This window comes from Nocardioides alkalitolerans DSM 16699, assembly GCF_000426525.1.
Taxonomy (GTDB): Bacteria; Actinomycetota; Actinomycetes; order Propionibacteriales; family Nocardioidaceae; genus Nocardioides; species Nocardioides alkalitolerans.
In genome coordinates this window covers 114,535-132,526 of sequence record NZ_AUFN01000010.1, presented here as the reverse complement: position 1 = coordinate 132,526, position 17,992 = coordinate 114,535, and the positions used below count along the sequence as shown (strand labels likewise).

Sequence of the window (17,992 nt, the reverse complement as noted above, 5' to 3'; positions counted from 1 at the left end):
GCACCAGTTCTCCCCGAGAGAGTCATACTGATCGCCGTGACCAGCCCAGACCGCACCTCGGCCCCCGGCTCGGACGCCGACCGCCGCGGACGCATCCTCGTCGTCGACGACGACGCCTCGCTGGCCGAGATGCTCACGATCGTCCTGCGCCAGGAGGGCTTCGAGCCCGCCGTGTGCCTGCGGGGCGACGAGGCGCTGGCCGCCTTCCGCGAGTTCCGCCCCGACCTGCTCCTGCTCGACCTCATGCTGCCCGGCAAGGACGGCATCGACGTGTGCAAGGAGATCCGCGCCGAGTCCGGCATCCCGATCGTCATGCTGACCGCCAAGGGCGACACCGTCGACGTGGTGGTGGGCCTCGAGTCCGGCGCCGACGACTACGTCGTGAAGCCGTTCAAGCCCAAGGAGCTGGTGGCGCGCATCCGCGCCCGGGTCCGCCGGCTCGACACGCCGTCGCAGGAGAACCTCACCATCGGCGACCTCGTCATCGACGTCTCCGGCCACCAGGTGACCCGCGCCGGCGTCGCCATCAGCCTGACGCCGCTCGAGTTCGACCTCCTCGTCTGCCTGGCCCGCAAGCCGTGGCAGGCCTTCAGCCGCGAGGTCCTCCTGGAGGAGGTCTGGGGCTACCGCCACGCCGCCGACACGCGACTGGTCAACGTGCACGTGCAGCGGCTGCGCTCGAAGGTCGAGCACGACCCGGAGCGTCCCGAGATCGTCGTCACCGTCCGAGGTGTCGGCTACAAGGCCGGTCCGTCCTGAGGCGCCTGCCCTCCTTCCCGCGCGGCGCCGAGGTGTCGGCGGCCGTGCGCCGCGCGCTCACGGTGTGGCGCCGCTCGATCTCCGCACGCGTCGTCTTCAGCACCATGCTGCTCTCGGCCGTCGTGGTCGGTGGCGTGAGCTGGCTGCTGGTCGTGCAGACCCGCGACGGCCTGCTCGACAACCGCGTCGAGGCCGCGACGATCGAGGCGCAGAACGAGACCGACCAGGCCGTCGACCGGCTCCTGGCGACGCCGGGCACCGACTTCGACGTGGCCGAGCAGCTGCAGCAGGTGGCGGCCCCCCTCACCCAGCGCGGCACGGTCCGCGGATTCTCCGTGCTGCTGTCGCGCTCCGACGCCGACCTCGACGTCGGCCTCGACGAGGTGGGCTCGCTCTCCTCGCCGGGCCTGGAGTCGAGCAGCGTGCCGGCCGCGCTGCGCGCCCACTTCGCGGAGAGCGGCCAGCTCGCGTGGTCCTACACGCGGGTGCGCACCTCGGACGCCGGCGAGGAGTCGTCCGTGCCCGGGATCGTGGTCGGCACCCAGCTGCAGCTGCCGGCCGACGGCGAGACCTACACGCTCTACCTGCTCTTCCCGCTGACCGGCGAGCAGCAGACGCTCGACCTCGTCGCCCGGGCCGCCCTCACCGCCGCCGGGCTGCTGGTCGTGCTCATCGGCGCCGTCACCTGGGTGGTGGCGCGCCAGGTCGTGACCCCGATCCGGATGGCCCGCAAGGTGGCGGAGCGGCTCGCCGCCGGTCGCCTGCAGGAGCGCCTGCGCGTGACGGGGCAGGACGACCTCGCCCGCCTCGCCACGTCGTTCAACCAGATGGCCTCCAACCTCCAGCGGCAGATCCAGCAGCTGGAGGAGCTCAGCCGCGTGCAGCGCCGGTTCGTCGCGGACGTCTCCCACGAGCTCCGCACCCCGCTCACGACGGTGCGGATGGCCGGTGACGTCCTCTTCGACGCCCGCGCCGACTTCGACGCGCCGACGGCGCGGGCGGCCGAGCTCCTGCAGGTCGAGCTCGACCGCTTCGAGGGACTGCTGGGCGACCTGCTCGAGATCAGCCGGTACGACGCGGGCGCCGTCGCGCTCGAGCTCGAGGAGGTCGACCTGAGGGAGCTCGCCCGCCGGGTCGTCGCGCAGACCGCCTCGCTGGCGGCGCAGAGCGGCGTCGAGGTCCGCGTACGGGCCTCGAGCGTGCCGTGCACCGCGGAGGCCGACGCGCGGCGCATCGAGCGGGTCGTGCGCAACCTGGTGTCGAACGCCATCGACCACGCCGAGTCCCGCGACATCACGCTCGCCGTGGACGTCGACGAGCACAGCGCGGCGATCGCCGTGCGCGACTACGGCGTCGGGCTGGCCCCGGGGGAGTCGGCCATGGTCTTCAACCGCTTCTGGCGCGCCGACCCGGCACGGGCCCGGACGTCGGGCGGCACCGGCCTCGGCCTGTCGATCGCCCTCGAGGACGCGCACCTCCACGGCGGCTGGCTCCAGGCCTGGGGCGCCCCCGGCGCGGGTGCCCAGTTCCGGCTGACGCTGCCGCGGGTGGCGGGCGACCAGCTGCGCCACAGCCCGATCCCCCTGCTGCCGTCCGACGCGGAGGTCGCCCGATGAGCGCCACCCCCCGCCGCTGGTCCGGGCCCCGCCGGTCCGGACCCCGGCGCCCCTTCCTCGGCGTCGCGCTGGCGCTGGCGCTGCTCGCCCTGCTCGTCGGGTGCGTCCAGCTGCCCGACGGCGGCGACGTCACGGTGCCGTCCGGACGCTCGACCGACACCTCGACGGCCGGGGTCGACTTCGTGCCGCCGGGCCCGACGCCGGGGGAGAGCCCGGACGAGATCGTGCAGCACTTCCTCGAGGCGATGCGGGCCACCTCGCTGCAGACCAACGTGGCCCGCTCGTTCCTCACCCGGACCGCGCAGGAGACGTGGGCTCCCGAGCGCGAGACCGTCGTCTACGAGGACCTCGGCCGGCCGGTGGTGGGCGCCCGCGTGACCGTCGAGCTGCGCGACGTGGGCGTGCTCGACGAGCGGGGCGCCTGGCAGGGGCAGGGCCAGGGGCAGCAGACGGAGGCGGGCGTCGTCGCGGACGACCCGTCCGACCTGGTGGTCTCGTACCGCCTCGTCGTCGAGGACGGCGAGTGGCGCATCGACGGCCTCGCCGACGCGCTCGTCGTGCCGCGCACCTGGCTGGCGAGCCGGTACGAGCAGGTGATGCTCTACTTCTTCGACCCGACCGGGCGCATCCTCGTGCCGGAGCCGGTCTTCCGCCCGCGCGGCGACCAGCTCGCCACGCAGCTGGTCACGGGTCTGCTGACCGGCCCCGAGCCCGACCTGGACGGCGTCGAGATCTCGAGGCTCGGCACCACCGCGCGGCTCGAGCAGACGGTGGTGGTGACGCCCTCGGGCCTCGCGGAGGTGGCCCTGGAGGAGGGCGCGCTGCCCCTGGAGGGGCTCACCGAGCAGATGGTCGCCCAGCTCTCCTGGACGTTGCGCCAGGACCCCTCGATCGCCCGGGTCCGGGTGACGGTCGGCGGCGTGCCGCTGCCGACGCCCAACGGCGAGGAGCAGTTCGCGGTCAACGCCGGGGAGCGCTACAGCCCGAGCGTGGTGGGTGCCGAGGCCCGGTTGTTCGGCGTCGCCGACGGCGGCATCGTCACGGTGGACGACGACGGACGACGACCGGTGGACGGCACCGAACCGCTGGCCGCGCTCGGCCCGACCCGTGTCGCGGTCAACCTCTCGGGCACCCGGATGGCGGGGGTGACCCCGGCCGGCGAGGTGGCCGTGGCCTCCCTCGACGTCCCCGCCTCGGCGCCCCTCGTGCTGCCGACCTCGGGGGCGACGACGCCGTCGTGGGACGTCGCCGACCGGATGTGGGTCGCCGACGGAGGTGCCCAGGGCCGGGTCCAGGTGCTCAACCAGGGCACGGCCGAGACCGTCGCGGTGCCCGGCGTGAGCGGGGAGCGCATCACCCGGCTGCTCGTCGCGCGGGACGGCTCCCGGATCGTCAGTGTCGTGGGCGAGGCGGGCGCACAGCGGGTGGTCGTCAACCGCGTGCGGTACGACGAGCGCGGGGGCGTCGTGCGCGTACTCCCGGGCCGGACCGTCCTCGCGCTGCCCCGCGAGGGCCAGGGGCGCGCCGAGACCGTGCGCGACATCTCCTGGCGCTCGCCCACCGACCTCGTCGCGCTCGTGGGCCTCGACGAGACCCTGGTCGAGCTGCGGCGTCTCTCCGTCGACGGCTCGCCCGGCGGGTCCGACACCTCGAGCGTGCTCGTCAGCTCGGCCCAGCGGGTCGTCACCTCGCCCACGGCCGGCAGCTCGGTGCTCCTCGTCGGCCCCGACGGTGTCGAGGAGCGCGGCGACGGCGTGTCCGAGCCGTTCCCGCCCGGTGACGGTGTCCTCGGGCTCACGTACGCCGGCTGACCGCTCGTCCACAGGCAGGCTCGTCGACGGTGGCGGGGGAGCAGGCCGTCTGCTGTGCTCAGCGGGTGCCCCGTCGTGACCTGTCCCCGACCGCGCCCCCGCGCGGCGACGGGCGCTGGCTCGGCGACGCCGTCGCCGACCTGCTGACGGGCAGCCGCTGCGTGGGCTGCGCGACGCCCGGCGCGTTGCTCTGCACCCGCTGCCGGGACGGGCTGCCCACCCGGGCCGGGCCGGCGGTGCTCGACCCGTGGCCGCGCGGTCTCGGGCCGGTGTGGTCGGCGGGGCCGCACGCCGGGGTGCTCCGCGCGCTCGTCGTCGGTCACAAAGAGGAGAGCCAGCTCGTCCTCCGGGCGCCGCTGGCCGCGCTCCTGGCCCTGGCCGTCGCCGACGGCTGCGCCGCGGTGCGTCACGGGGCACCCGTGCCCGGACCGCTCCTGCTCTGCCCGGTGCCCTCGCGCCCCGGCGCGGCCCGTCGCCGCGGGCACGATCCGCTGGGCGTCGTGGTGGCGAGGGCCGCCCGCGTCCTGCGCCGGTGGGGGCACGACGCCCACGTCGCCGACCTGCTGCGTCAGGCGCCCGGGGTGCGGGGCGTCCGCGACCAGGGCGAGCTCGGTGCGGAGGGCCGGGCGACGAACGTCGCCGGCACGCTCTTCTGCCCCACGGCGCGGCTGGACCGGACCGCCCGGCGCCACCCGCACGGCCGGGTGGTGCTGTGCGACGACGTCGTCACCACCGGCGCGACCCTGCAGGAGTCGTCGCGCGCCCTGCGCGCCGTCGGGGTGCCGGTGCTGGTGGCGGCCACGATCACCACGACGCCGCGGCGTTCCACCCCTGGTCGTCCGGGGTTCCCCGCCGATTCCCGCGCGCGTTCCCTTCCCCCGGTAGGGGGCACCCACTAACGTCGACGCATGGAGTCCGTCCGGGTCCGTGGTCGTACCGCCCCGGTACGTCGAGCCCTCCCAGGGCCGCGCGGATCCCGGCACGCAGACCCGAGGTCCGGTGAGGGCCACGCGGTCCCCACCGCCCCGGGCCGACCGGCTCCATCCATGCTCCCGACGCCGTCACCCCACCCCCGGCCCTGCCGGGGGACGGACGTCGTACGCGCGTGCCGGAGGAGGGACGCGCCCGGGAGCTGACACACCTACCGTTTCAGGAGGCTCGTATGGACATTGTGGTCACCGGTCGACACGTCGAGGTGTCGGAGGGATTCCGTTCCCACGTCGAGGAGAAGCTGTCGCGGCTCGAGAAGCACGACCACCGGATCATCCGGTTGCAGGTCGAGGTCTCGAACGAGCGCAATCCCCGACAGTCGGACCGTTGCGAGCGGGTGCAGCTGACGGCCTTCACCAAGGGTCCCGTCGTGCGCGCCGAGGCGGCGGCCGACCACAAGATGGCGGCCCTCGACCTCGCTCTCGACAAGATGGCCTCCCAGATGCGCAAGGCGTCCGACCGCCGGCGCATCCACCGCGGGCGGCACGTGCCCGTCTCCGTGGGCGAGGCGCTCGCCGGGGCGGTCCCCGACGACCTCCTGCCCCCCGCTCCCGACGACGCCGAGACCGCGGCCGAGCCGGCCGGCTCCCGGTCCGGTCCCCTCGCGGTCGACGGTGACGGACCCCTGGTGGTCCGCGAGAAGACCCACGCGGCGGAGCCCATGACGCTCGACCAGGCCCTCTACGAGATGGAGCTGGTCGGCCACGACTTCTACCTGTTCGTCGACAAGGCCACCGACCGGCCGTCGGTGGTCTACCGGCGCCGCGGCTACGACTACGGCGTGATCGCGCTCGACCTCGGGCACGACCTCGACGCGGTCGCCGACGGCGGCCTGCAGGCCTAGTGCGCAGGGGCAGGGAGCGGGACGCTCCGGAGGGTCGTGGCAGGATGCGCGCGTGAGCATCCCTCTCGGATCGTCCGACCTCCCTGCCCCGACGGGCGTCGAGCCCGTCCGGGTCCTGGTCGTCGACGACCAGGAGCTCTTCCGCCGCGGCCTCACCATGCTCCTCGGCGTCGAGGAGGGCATCGAGGTCGTGGGCGAGGCGGGGGACGGCGACGAGGGTCTGCGGATCGCCACCATCTCGGCTCCCGACGTGGTCCTCCTCGACGTGCGGATGCCGAAGCGCTCGGGCATCGAGGCGTGCCGGGCGATCAAGGAGGCCGTGCCGTCGGCCAAGATCATCATGCTCACCGTCTCCGACGAGGAGGGCGACCTCTACGAGGCCGTCAAGGGGGGCGCGTCGGGCTACCTCCTGAAGGACTCCTCGATCGACGAGGTGGCGCAGGCCGTCCGGGTCGTCTCCGACGGACAGTCGCTCATCAGCCCGTCGATGGCGGTCAAGCTCATCGACGAGTTCAAGCAGATGTCGCAGGTCGAGAAGGCCAGCGTGCCGGGGCTCCGGCTCACCGAGCGCGAGCTCGAGGTCCTCCGCCTCGTCGCCACCGGCATCAACAACCGCGAGATCGCGAAGCGCCTGTTCATCTCGGAGAACACCGTGAAGAACCACGTGCGCAACATCCTCGAGAAGCTCCAGCTGCACTCCCGCATGGAGGCCGTCATGTACGCCGTGCGGGCGAAGCTCCTCGACCCGCCGTGACCGTGACCCCCGGCCCCCGGCCGCTGCCTCTCTCCCAGGCGCAGGCGCGACGGGTCGCACTGGCGGCGCAGGGGTTCCGCGACCCGGAGCACGCCGCGCCCACGATGCGCACGTTCGACCGCGCGCTCGCCCGCACCGGGGTGCTGCAGATCGACTCCGTCAACGTGCTGCAGCGCGCCCACTTCATGCCGCTCTACTCCCGCATGGGTCCGTACGACGTCGACCTGCTGCGCCGGGCGAGCTCCACCCCGCCCCGTCGCGTCGTCGAGTACTGGGCCCACGTGGCGGCGTACATGCCCGTCGACCTGTGGCCCGTCATGCGCTTCCGGATGGAGTCCGTCCGGGCGCAGCGGAGCGACGAGGGCATCGCGGCCGAGAAACCGGAGCTGGTGGCCTCCGTGCTGGCCGAGGTCACCGAGGGCGGCGCAGCGACGCCGCGCGACCTCGACGCCGGACTGCCCCGCAAGAAGGACCACTGGGGCTGGAACTGGTCGGAGACCAAGCGCGCCCTCGAGCACCTCTTCCTGGTCGGCGACCTGGCCGTCGCCGGCCGCAACAGCGCGTTCGAGCGCCTCTACGACCTGCCCGAGCGGGTGATCCCCGAGGAGGTGCTCGCGCGCCCGGCGCTCTCCCACGCCGATGCCGCGCGGGAGCTGGTGCGGCGTGCCGCCCGCAGCCACGGGGTCGGGACCGCCGGCTGCTTCAAGGACTACTACCGCCTGCGCGGGCCCGTGGCCGACCAGGCGGTGCTCGACCTCGTCGACTCGGGGGAGCTGCTGCCCGCCCGGATCGAGGGCTGGGACCGGCCCGCCTACCTCCACGTCGACGCCGCCCGGCCGCGGCGCGTCGACGCCCGCGCGCTGCTGAGCCCGTTCGACCCGGTCGTGTGGGAGCGCGAGCGCACGCTCCGGCTCTTCGACCTCCACTACCGCATCGAGATCTACGTGCCGGCCCACCTGCGCACCCACGGGTACTACGTGCTGCCGTTCCTGCTGGGCGACCGGATCGTCGGGCGGGTCGACCTCAAGGCGGACCGCAAGGCCGACGGGGGAGCCGGGCGCCTCGTGGTGCAGGCGGCGTACGCCGAGCCGGGCGCGCCGCCGGACACCGCCGCCGAGCTGGCCGCCGAGCTGGCCCGGCTCGCCGCCTGGCTGGGCCTGGCGGCCGCCGAGGTCGTCGGGCGGGGCGACCTGGCCCCCGGGCTGGCGGCCGAGCTGTCGTCGTACGTGCCCACCCGCTGACCCGTCGCCCTCACCCCGCCGGGCGGGGCGGCGATGTCTGGGGAGCGTGGGTAGCATGACCGATGCGTCCGTCGTGCCAGCGACGGTCGACGCGCGTGCGGGGCCCCCTCGGCGCGCCCCGAAGCACCGACACACCGACCTGACCCAGGAGTTCCATCCGTGGCGATCATCGACAAGCTGCTTCGTGCCGGCGAGGGCAAGATCATCCGTCAGCTCGAAGCAGTGGCCTCCGCCGTCAACGCGATCGAGGACGACTTCGTCGCGATGAGCGACGACGAGCTGCGCGGCATGACCGACGAGTTCAGGAAGCGCATCGAGGACGGCGAGAGCCTCGACGACCTCATGCCGGAGGCGTTCGCCACCGTGCGGGAGGCGGCGAACCGCGTCATCGGCCAGCGCCACTACGACGTGCAGATCATGGGTGGCGCCGCCCTCCACCTCGGCAACATCGCCGAGATGAAGACGGGTGAGGGCAAGACCCTGGTCGCGACCCTGCCGACCTACCTCAACGCCCTCGCGGGCAAGGGCGTCCACGTCGTCACGGTGAACGACTACCTGGCCAAGTACCACGCCGAGTGGATGGGCCGGATCCACCACTTCCTCGGCCTCACGACCGGTGTCATCGCCCCGGCGATGCGCCCCGCCGAGCGCCGCGAGGCCTACAACTGCGACATCACCTACTCGACGAACAACGAGCTGGGCTTCGACTACCTGCGCGACAACATGGCGACCTCGGTCTCCGACTGCGTGCAGCGCGGCCACAACTTCGCCGTCGTCGACGAGGTCGACTCGATCCTCATCGACGAGGCCCGCACGCCGCTGATCATCTCGGGCCCCACGCAGGACGAGGTGAAGTGGTACGGCGAGTTCGCGAAGATCGCGCGCAAGCTCGAGAAGGACGTCGACTACGAGGTCGACGAGAAGAAGCGCACGATCTCCGTCCTCGAGCCCGGCATCACCAAGGTGGAGGACCACCTGGGCATCGAGAACCTCTACGAGGCGGTCAACACCCCGCTCATCTCGTTCCTCAACAACTGCATCAAGGCCAAGGAGCTCTTCCGCCGCGACAAGGAGTACGTCGTGCAGGGCGACGAGGTGCTCATCGTCGACGAGCACACGGGCCGCATGCTGTCGGGGCGCCGCTACAACGACGGCCTCCACCAGGCGATCGAGGCCAAGGAGGGCGTGAAGGTCCGCGAGGAGTACCAGACGCTCGCCACCATCACGCTGCAGAACTACTTCCGTCTCTACGACACGCTCTCCGGCATGACCGGAACGGCCATGACCGAGGCGTCGGAGTTCGACAAGATCTACAGCCTCGGCGTCGTGCCCATCCGCACGAACAAGCCGCCGCAGCGCGTCGACCAGCCCGACCTCGTCTACCGCACGGAGCAGGCGAAGTACGAGGCGGTCGTGGAGGACATCGCGGAGCGCAACAAGGAGGGCCAGCCGGTCCTCGTCGGCACGGTCTCGGTGGAGAAGTCCGAGCTGCTCTCGGACATGCTCAAGAAGAAGAACGTGCCCCACACGGTGCTCAACGCGAAGGCCCACGCCAACGAGGCGAAGATCGTCGCGATGGCGGGCCACAAGGGCGCCGTCACCGTGGCCACGAACATGGCCGGTCGAGGCACCGACATCATGCTCGGCGGCTCGGTCGAGTTCCTCGCCGACGACGAGCTGCGCAAGAAGGGTCTCGACCCGGTCGACAACAACGAGGAGTACGAGGCCGCCTGGCCCGAGACCCTCGAGCGCATCAAGAAGCAGGTCGCCGACGAGCACGACGCCGTCCGTGAGCTCGGCGGCCTCTACGTGATCGGCACGGAGCGGCACGAGTCGCGCCGCATCGACAACCAGCTGCGCGGTCGCTCCGGCCGTCAGGGCGACCCGGGCGAGTCCCGGTTCTACCTCTCGCTCGAGGACGAGCTGATGCGCCTGTTCAAGGCGGAGTGGGTCGACCGCGTGATGACCGTCATGCGCGTGCCCGACGACGTCCCGATCGAGGCCAAGCGGGTCACGAAGACGATCGCGAACGCCCAGGGCCAGGTCGAGGCGCAGAACTTCGAGTCGCGCAAGAACGTCCTCAAGTACGACGACGTGATGAGCCGCCAGCGCGAGGTCATCTACCGCGAACGCCGCCAGGTGCTCGAGGGCGAGGACCTCTCCGAGCAGGTGCGCACGTTCATCGAGGACGTCGTCACGGGCTACGTCCGCGCCGCCACCGAGGAGTACCCGGAGGACTGGGACCTCGAGGCGCTGTGGACCGCCCTGCGCCAGCTCTACCCCGTCACGCTCGAGGCGAGCGAGCTCGAGGAGAAGGCCGGCAACCGGGCGGCGATGAGCCGCGACGAGCTCGCCGCCGACCTCAGCAAGGACGCGCTGGCGGCGTACGACGCCCGCGAGGCCGAGGTGGGCGCCGAGGTGCTCCGCGAGCTGGAGCGTCGCGTCGTGCTCACCGTGCTCGACCGCAAATGGCGTGAGCACCTCTACGAGATGGACTACCTGCGCGAGGGCATCTCGCTGCGGGCCTACGCGCAGCGCGATCCGCTGGTCGAGTACCAGCGCGAGGGCTTCGACATGTTCGGCGCCATGATGGACGGGATCAAGGAGGAGGCCGTCGGCTACCTCTTCAACCTGGACGTCCAGGTCGACGAGACGCCGGCCACCGACGAGGCGGCCGCCACCGCGGCCCCGGAGGCCGAGGTGGCCCCCGAGGTCCAGACCGAGGACGGCGAGCCCGCCGCGGGCGACAGCGCCGTACCGCTCGTGAAGGACCGTCCGGTGATCCGGGCCAAGGGTCTCGAGCCGGCCCGGGCGCCCCAGGGCCTCGCCTACTCCGCACCGTCGGAGGACGGAGAGGTCGTCACGAAGCGGGAGACCGCGTCCAAGGCCGACGACCCGTACGCGGAGACGGGCCGCAACTCGCTGTGCCCGTGCGGCTCCGGCAAGAAGTTCAAGCGCTGCCACGGCGCGCCCGGTGGCCCGACGGGCCTCACCGCCCGGGTGAACGGCTGACCTTCGGCCGACTCGGCCGTGCGTACGGCGTCCGCACCGACCTCGGGGTCGGTGCGGGCGCCGTGCTGCTGTCTCAGGCGAACTCGAGCGCGGTGCAGAGCCAGTGCTCCCCGCGACGCTCGAAGCGGGCGGCGACGGCGCGGGAGCGCTCCCCGTATCGCACGTGCGCCCCGACCTCGGCGACGTCGTCGGCCACGAGGCAGGTCCGCACGCTGCGCACCTGCGGACGCACGAGGGTGCGGCTGCGGGTGACGCCGCCGCGGACCCCGGCCTGCGCCACGAGCTGGGCGCGACGCGCGAGGTCTGTGTAGACCCGCGGCGCCGTCCAGCGCAGCAGCTGCGTCACGGGTCGGTCGCCGCCGGCGATCTCGACGGCGGCCTGGCAGTAGCGGTGCGCCCAGTGCTCGACCGCCTCGCGTGCGGCGACGTCGCTCGCCGGGAGGTCCGGGGGCGGGGTCTGCGTCGGCGTGGCGACCGCCTGCAGGAGGCGTCGCCGACGCGGTGCGGTCGGCGGGTCCAGGTCGGGCGTGAGGTCGAGGGCGAGCGTGCCCTGGACGGTCGTGCGCAGCGGCGCGGTCGGGCGGGTCGACGCCCGCCCCCGACCGGTCGGGGCGACGAGCGGGGCGACGGTGCCGTGGTGGGTGGTCATCGGAGCTCCTCGGGGTGGGTGGGTGGGGGTGGGCGCCCGGTCAGGCGCCCGGGACGGGCGGTGCGGCCAGGCGCAGGCGCTGACCGGGGAGGACGAGGTCCGGGTCGTCGCCGACGACGTCCCGGTTGAGCGCGTGCAGGCGTCGCGTCGCGGCGAGCACGTCCGCCGCGGCGGCGTCGCGGGGCAGACCTGCCGCCGCGACGGCCCAGAGGGTGTCGCCGGCGCGCACCACGTGGTGGGCCGCCGTCCCCGACGTCTCGGTCGGCGCCGCCGCCGGGGGCACCGCCGCCGGGCCGTCCGTCCCGGGCCGGTCGGGCAGGGGGAGGCCGTCGAGCAGGTCGGCCAGGTCGTCGGTGTCGGGGGCGCCGTCGACACCGCGGGCGGCGCCGCCGAGGGCGCCGGGGAGGGCGTCGAGGACGGGCGCCGCGTCCCGCCGATCGACGGCGGCGGTGGCGACGACGGACCGGCCGGCGTCTCCGGAGCCGCCCGGCGCGAGCCCGACCGGCGTGCCGGAGGACGCGGTCGCGGGCACGGCGGACGCCGACAGGATCGCGACGCCGCAGGCGGCCAGCACCCAGCGTCGCAGTGCGGCGGGGCACCCCGGCGGCGTCCGGTCGCGACCACGCACCGCGTCGAGCACGAGGACGGTGGTCACGATCCAGCACCAGGGTGCCGCCACCAGGGCGACCGCGGCACAGGCGCCGACGAGGAGGTCGTCGAACGCCGGTGCGGGGCCTGCGGCGAGCAGGCCGGCGAGCGCGTCGTGGACGGCCGCGACGGCCAGGGCCACGACGGTGGCCGTGGCGGCGGTGAGGAGGCACCAGACGAGCAGGGCCCGTGGTGGTGCCGCAGCGCTGAGGTGAGTCATCCCGAGAACCTTTGCGTTTGCGTCTGTTTGCTTATCTCAACGCACGTTTGAGATCGATGTCAAAGGTTTCTCCACAGTTGATCGACGCCGATCGGGATGCCAGGGTCGGGTCATGTCCTGGGAGGAGCAGCTCTTCGCACTGTTCGACGACCTCGAGCAGCAGGCCACGGCGGCGTACGACGTCGAGCGCTCGTGGGAGGTCGCGGACCGCAGCCGCGCGGAGTACCGCAGCGTGACGCTGGCGAGCCGCCTGATGGCCTCGGTGGACGCCGAGGTCGTCCTCGACGTCCGAGGCGTCGGTCCCGTGTCCGGGGCGCTGCGGCGCGTGGGGGAGGGCTGGTGCCTCGTGGAGGCCCGCGGCAGCGACTGGGTGCTGCGCACGGAGGCGCTCGACGTGGTGCGGGGTGCCTCCGAGCGTTCCCGCCCGGAGGCCGCCTGGTCACCCGTGCAGCGGCTCGGCGTGGCGACGGCGCTGCGGCGGCTGGCCGATGCCGCCGTGCCCTGCGTGCTCCACCTCGTCACCGGGGCGCGTCACCACGCGGTGGTCGTGCGGGTGGGGTCGGACTTCCTGGAGGTCAGGGTCGGGGAGCGGGAGCGGGGGACGGCGCCCCGCGTGCTGCTCGTCGCGCTCGCCGCCGTCGCCGCGGTGCAGAGCGAGCCCCACGCCGAGGCGTGAGGCGGCCGGCGTGCCTCAGGTGGCCTCGGGGTCGTACGGCGGGAGCTCGCCCGGCTCGAGCGGCCGGAGACCGGAGCGCACGGGCTCGTCGGCCTCGTCGGCCATGGCCTCCATGATGTGCTTGCGCACGATCACCCGGGGGTCGAGGTCGCGCAGCTCGAGATCGGCGTAGTCCGGGCCCAGCTCCTCGCGGAGGTCGTCACGGGCGTTCGTCGCCATCCGCCGGACCTGGCGCAGCATCTGGCCGGCCTGCTTGGCGACCTCCGGCAACCGGTCCGGTCCGAGCACGACCATGGCGACGAGCGCGAGGAGGCCGAGCTCGGCCAGACCGATGCCGAACACGCGTCAGAACTTCGCGGTCGGCGTCAGGCCGAGCTGCATGCCCGCGAGGCCGCGGCCCCGGCCGGTGAGCGTCCGGGCGATCGAGGTCAGCTCGAGCGCGGCCGGGGCGGTCGGGTCGGCCTCGACGATCGGCTTGCCGACGTCGCCGCCCTCCCGCAGCGCGGGGTCGAGCGGGATGCGCCCGACGACGCGCACGTCGTACCCGAAGCGCTCGGAGAGCGTGGCCGCGACGCGGTCGCCACCGCCGCTGCCGAAGAGCTCGAGGTGCGCCCCCGACTCGGGGCTGACGAAGTAGCTCATGTTCTCGACGACGCCCACGACGCGCTGGTGCATCATCGAGGCCATCGTGCCGGCGCGCTCGGCGACCTCGGCGGCGGCCTCCTGTGGCGTGGTGACCACGACGACCTCGGCGCTCGGCAGGTGCTGGCCGAGCGAGATGGCCACGTCGCCCGTGCCGGGCGGCAGGTCGAGGAGCAGGACGTCCAGGTCGCCCCAGAAGACGTCGGAGAGCATCTGCACGAGCGCCCGGTCGAGCATCGGGCCGCGCCACGCGACGACCTGGTCGCGGCGCGGCTTCAGCATGCCGATCGAGATGACGGAGACGCCGGAGGCGGTCGGCACGGGCATGATCAGGTCGTCGACCTGGGTGGGACGCGCGTCCGCGACCCCCATCATCGCGGGCACGGAGTGGCCGTAGATGTCGGCGTCGACGACGCCGACCTTGAGGCCCTCCTTCGCCATGGCGAGGGCCAGGTTGACGGTGACGGACGACTTGCCGACACCGCCCTTGCCGCTCGCGATCGCGAAGACGCGGGTGAGGGAGCCGGGCTGCGCGAAGGGGATCTCGCGCTGCGCCTGGCCGCCGTTGAGGATCTCCTTGAGCCCGGCGCGCTGCTCGGCGGTCATCACGCCGAGGTCGATGTCGACACCGGTGACGCCGTCGAGCCGCGTGACGGCGGCGGTGACGTCGTTGTTGATCGTGTCCTTCAGCGGGCAGCCGGCGACGGTCAGCAGGACCCTGACGTCGACCCGGCCGTCGTCACCGACGACGACCTCGTCGACCATGCCGAGCTCGGTGATGGGGCGCTTGATCTCGGGGTCGTTCACGCCGGCGAGAGCGGTCATGACCTGCTCGACGCTCGGGCGCGGCGGGCCTGCGGGGGAGGTGGTGCTCATGGTCGCCCAGCCTAGCCGTCGCGCCCACGGCGGCGGGCCTCGACCTCGGAGTCCGTTCCCGGCTCGTCGTCCTGCAGCTCGGCCAGGAGGGCCCGCAGCTCGCTGCGCATGAAGTCGCGGGTCGCGACCTCGCCCACGGCCATCCGCAGCGACGCCACCTCGCGGGCGAGGAACTCCATGTCCGCGTGGGCCCGGGCGTTCGCCCGCCGGTCCTGCTCGGCGATCACCTTGTCGCGGTTCTCCTGCCGGTTCTGGGCGAGCAGGATCAGCGGCGCGGCGTACGACGCCTGCAGGCTCAGCATCAGCGTCAGGAAGATGAAGGGGTACGGGTCGAACTTCGACGCGCCGGGCGCGGCGACGTTCCACAGCACCCACAGCAGCACGAACAGCGTCATGTACATGAGGAACTTCGCCGTGCCCATGAACCGGGCGAACTGCTCGGCGAAGACCCCGAAGGTGTCGGAGTCGTAGGACTTGCGACGCGTCAGGCCGCGGCGGGGGTCCTTGGGCGTGTCGAGACGGGGGCGGTCACGGGGGGCGTTCATGCGCGCTTCTCCGGGGAGACGGCCCGAGCCTCGGCGCGGGCGTTCGCCCGGTCGCGCCAGTCCTCGGGGAGCAGGTGGTCGAGGAGATCGTCGACGGTGACCGCGCCGAGCAGGCGGCCCTGGTCGTCGGTGACCGGGGCGGCGACGAGGTTGTACGTCGCCAGGTGCGCCGCCACCTCGTCGATGGTGGCGTCGGGGCGCAGCGGGTCGAGGGACTGGTCCAGCGCGGCCGCCGCCAGCGACGACGGCGGCTCCCGCAGGAGGCGCTGGATGTGGGCGGCGCCGATCAGCTTGCCCGTCGGGGTCTCCAGCGGCGGGCGGCAGATGAACACCAGGGCGGCGAGCGACGGGGGGATGTCGGGGTTGCGGGCGTGCGCCAGCGCGTCGGCGACCGTCGCGTCCGGGGCCAGGATGATCGGCTCCGGCGTCATCATCGCGCCGGCGGTCTCCTCGGTGTAGGACATCATCCGGCGCACGTCCGCCGCGTCCTCCGGCTCCATGAGCGCCAGCAGCTGGGCGGCGGTGTCCGCAGGCAGGCCGGCGACGAGGTCGGCCGCGTCGTCGGGCGACATCTCCTCGAGCACGTCGGCGGCGCGCTCCGAGTCGAGGAGGGCCAGCGTCGAGACCTGGTCGTCCTCGCCCATCTCCTCCAGCACGTCGGCGAGGCGCTCGTCGTCCAGGGCGAGCACGACCGTGCGGCGACGCTCGGGCGGCAGCTCGTGGATCATGCGGGCGGCGTCGGCCGGGCGCATCTCGTCCAGGGCGGCGAGCAGGCGCGTGGCGCCCTGGGCCTCGTCGCGCTGCATCAGCCCGTCGACCTCGCGCCACTCGACGATGTGGGTCTGCCCGCGACGGCGGAAGCCGCGGGAGGCCTCGCGCACGGCGATCCGGCTCACGAACCAGTCCCGCGTGCGCGACTGCTCGATCGCGATGTCGAAGACGGCGCCGACGACGTCGGTGTTGCGCAGCGCGACCCGGCGGTCGAGCATCTGCGCGATCACGAGGATCTCGGTGGCCCGCTGCTCGAAGCGGCGCACGTTGAGCAGGCCCGTGGTGGTGACGTGGTCGGTCTCGATCGAGAGCACCCGGGTCATCGGCATGAACACGCGACGGCGCCCGAAGACCTCCGTCACCAGGCCCACCACACGGGGGGCGCCACCGTCGCTGCGCAGCACGACGACGACGTCGCGGACCTTGCCGACCTGCTCGCCCTGGGGGTCGAAGACGGGCAGGCCCAGCAGTCGGGCGACGTAGACGCGCAGGGGAGTCGAGCTCACGTCCGCAACGCTACCGCTACGCGCGATGGGGGAGCGTGGTCACCGCAGCGGTGACATTCGTCCGGTGGAGGGCTCTCCTTCTCGATTACTGACCAGTAGCATCGGACGTGACGCCACGCACTACGCTGCCGCGAGCAACGCCCTACGCCCGGAAGGAACACCCATGCCCCGGCTCTGCCAGACCGACGGACTCACCGACGTCCAGACCGAGATCGTCAAGGCCGTCCGCCAGTTCGTCGAGGACAAGATCATCCCGGTCGCCTCCGAGCTCGAGCACAAGGACGAGTACCCCACGGAGATCGTCGAGGGGCTCAAGGAGCTCGGCGTCTTCGGCCTGATGATCCCCGAGGAGTACGGCGGGCTGGGGGAGTCCCTGCTGACCTACGCGCTGTGCGTGGAGGAGATCGCGCGGGGCTGGATGAGCGTCTCGGGCGTCATCAACACCCACTTCATCGTGGCCTACATGCTGATGCACCACGGCACCGAGGAGCAGAAGCAAAAGTACCTGCCGAAGATGGCGCTGGGCGAGGTGCGCGGCGCGTTCTCGATGTCGGAGCCCTCGTTGGGCTCGGACGTGGCGGCGATCAGCACGAAGGCCGTGAAGAACGACGACGGCTACGCCATCACCGGCCAGAAGATGTGGCTGACCAACGGCGGGTCCTCGACCCTGGTGGCGGTGCTGGTCAAGACCGACGAGGGCGCCGAGAGCGTCTACAAGAACATGACGACGTTCCTGGTCGAGAAGGAGCCCGGCTTCGGCGAGACCGCGCAGGGCGTCACGGTGCCCGGCAAGATCGACAAGATGGGCTACAAGGGCATCGACACCACGGAGATGATTTTCGAGGGCCACCAGATCTCCGCCGACCAGATCCTCGGCGGCGAGCCGGGCAAGGGCTTCTACCAGATGATGGACGGCGTCGAGGTCGGGCGCGTCAACGTCGCCGCCCGGGCCTGCGGCATCGCGAACCGGGCCTTCGAGCTCGGCATCTCCTACGCCCAGCAGCGCGAGACCTTCGGCAAGCCGATCGCCCAACACCAGGCCATCAGCTTCCGCCTGGCCGAGATGGCGACGAAGGTCGAGACCGCCCACACGATGATGGTCAAGGCCGCGCGCAAGAAGGACGACGGGCAGCGCAACGACGTCGAGGCCGGCATGGCCAAGATGCTGGCGTCGGAGTACTGCAACGAGGTCGTCGAGGCGTCGTTCCGCATCCACGGCGGCTACGGCTACTCCAAGGAGTACGAGATCGAGCGCCTCTACCGCGAGGCCGCGTTCATGCTCATCGGCGAGGGCACCTCCGACATCCAGAAGATGATCATCGGCCGCGCCGTGCTCAAGGAGTACCAGCTGCGCTGACGCGCCCCGTCGTACGTCGCACGCGGCGTCGTCCCGGACCACCGGGGCGGCGCCGCGTCGTACGTCGGGGGTGCC

General features: G+C 72.8%; 16 protein-coding genes. 10 read left to right on the top strand and 6 right to left on the bottom strand.

The features are described 5' to 3' along the window. The first annotated feature begins 36 nt into the window (after positions 1–36). From mtrA to secA, 8 genes are all read left to right on the top strand, one after another. Positions 37–759 carry an MtrAB system response regulator MtrA gene (gene mtrA, locus K329_RS0101345; protein ID WP_211225707.1) on the top strand — a complete coding sequence of 241 codons (723 nt, stop codon included), beginning with the start codon at positions 37–39 and terminating at the stop codon, positions 757–759. Positions 760–803: 44 nt separating this feature from the next. Next, the gene (gene mtrB, locus K329_RS23820; RefSeq protein WP_245596402.1) at positions 804–2,375 is read left to right on the top strand and encodes an MtrAB system histidine kinase MtrB; all 1,572 of its coding nucleotides are present in this window, start codon (positions 804–806) and stop codon (positions 2,373–2,375) included. Then, positions 2,372–4,186 carry an LpqB family beta-propeller domain-containing protein gene (locus K329_RS0101335; protein ID WP_028471650.1) on the top strand — a complete coding sequence of 605 codons (1,815 nt, stop codon included), beginning with the start codon at positions 2,372–2,374 and terminating at the stop codon, positions 4,184–4,186. The genes mtrB and K329_RS0101335 overlap by 4 nt, the downstream gene beginning before the upstream one ends. Positions 4,187–4,251: 65 nt before the next feature. Further along, on the top strand, positions 4,252–5,085 hold the full coding sequence (locus K329_RS23815) for a ComF family protein (protein ID WP_052336230.1): 834 nt from the start codon (positions 4,252–4,254) through the stop codon (positions 5,083–5,085). A gap of 263 nt (positions 5,086–5,348) precedes the next feature. Beyond that, positions 5,349–6,020 (top strand): ribosome hibernation-promoting factor, HPF/YfiA family, encoded by a 672-nt coding sequence (hpf, locus tag K329_RS23810; protein ID WP_052336229.1) that lies wholly within the window; start codon positions 5,349–5,351, stop codon positions 6,018–6,020. Between the two features lie 52 nt (positions 6,021–6,072). Then, complete coding sequence (locus K329_RS23805; protein ID WP_052336228.1) at positions 6,073–6,774, top strand: response regulator; 702 nt, start codon at positions 6,073–6,075, stop codon at positions 6,772–6,774. Further along, positions 6,771–8,015 (top strand): winged helix-turn-helix domain-containing protein, encoded by a 1,245-nt coding sequence (locus K329_RS23800; RefSeq protein WP_245596401.1) that lies wholly within the window; start codon positions 6,771–6,773, stop codon positions 8,013–8,015. Before K329_RS23805 ends, K329_RS23800 begins: the two co-directional genes overlap by 4 nt. A 159-nt stretch (positions 8,016–8,174) precedes the next feature. Then, a complete protein-coding gene (secA, locus tag K329_RS0101310; RefSeq protein ID WP_028471649.1) occupies positions 8,175–11,027 on the top strand; it encodes a preprotein translocase subunit SecA in 2,853 nt (950 codons plus the stop codon). 73 nt (positions 11,028–11,100) lie between these two features. Here the strand turns inward: secA and K329_RS29210 are convergent, their stop codons facing one another. Further along, complete coding sequence (locus tag K329_RS29210; RefSeq protein ID WP_052336227.1) at positions 11,101–11,676, bottom strand: Rv3235 family protein; 576 nt, start codon at positions 11,674–11,676, stop codon at positions 11,101–11,103. A gap of 40 nt (positions 11,677–11,716) precedes the next feature. Then, positions 11,717–12,544 (bottom strand): LysM peptidoglycan-binding domain-containing protein, encoded by an 828-nt coding sequence (locus tag K329_RS0101300; protein WP_028471647.1) that lies wholly within the window; start codon positions 12,542–12,544, stop codon positions 11,717–11,719. Positions 12,545–12,656: 112 nt separating this feature from the next. Here K329_RS0101300 and K329_RS0101295 point away from each other — a divergent pair, with 112 nt between their 5' ends. Beyond that, entirely contained in the window at positions 12,657–13,220 is a 564-nt protein-coding gene (locus K329_RS0101295; RefSeq protein ID WP_028471646.1) for a hypothetical protein, read from the top strand. Positions 13,221–13,235: 15 nt separating this feature from the next. Here K329_RS0101295 and K329_RS0101290 read toward each other — a convergent pair whose 3' ends face one another. From K329_RS0101290 to K329_RS23790, 4 genes are read right to left on the bottom strand one after another with little or no spacing between them, the layout of a single operon-like run. Then, positions 13,236–13,562 carry a sec-independent translocase gene (locus K329_RS0101290; protein ID WP_028471645.1) on the bottom strand — a complete coding sequence of 109 codons (327 nt, stop codon included), beginning with the start codon at positions 13,560–13,562 and terminating at the stop codon, positions 13,236–13,238. A 3-nt stretch (positions 13,563–13,565) separates the two neighbouring features. Next, positions 13,566–14,738, bottom strand: coding sequence for an Mrp/NBP35 family ATP-binding protein (locus tag K329_RS0101285; protein ID WP_084540905.1), 1,173 nt, complete (start codon positions 14,736–14,738; stop codon positions 13,566–13,568). Between the two features lie 11 nt (positions 14,739–14,749). After that, the gene (locus K329_RS23795; protein WP_043641843.1) at positions 14,750–15,283 is read right to left on the bottom strand and encodes a DUF1003 domain-containing protein; all 534 of its coding nucleotides are present in this window, start codon (positions 15,281–15,283) and stop codon (positions 14,750–14,752) included. Further along, on the bottom strand, positions 15,280–16,560 hold the full coding sequence (locus K329_RS23790) for a magnesium transporter MgtE N-terminal domain-containing protein (RefSeq protein ID WP_043641841.1): 1,281 nt from the start codon (positions 16,558–16,560) through the stop codon (positions 15,280–15,282). Before K329_RS23790 ends, K329_RS23795 begins: the two co-directional genes overlap by 4 nt. Positions 16,561–16,723: 163 nt before the next feature. On the opposite strand from K329_RS23790, the gene K329_RS0101270 reads away from it, so the two are divergent. Continuing rightward, complete coding sequence (locus tag K329_RS0101270; RefSeq protein ID WP_028471643.1) at positions 16,724–17,917, top strand: acyl-CoA dehydrogenase family protein; 1,194 nt, start codon at positions 16,724–16,726, stop codon at positions 17,915–17,917. Positions 17,918–17,992: the final 75 nt, after the last annotated feature.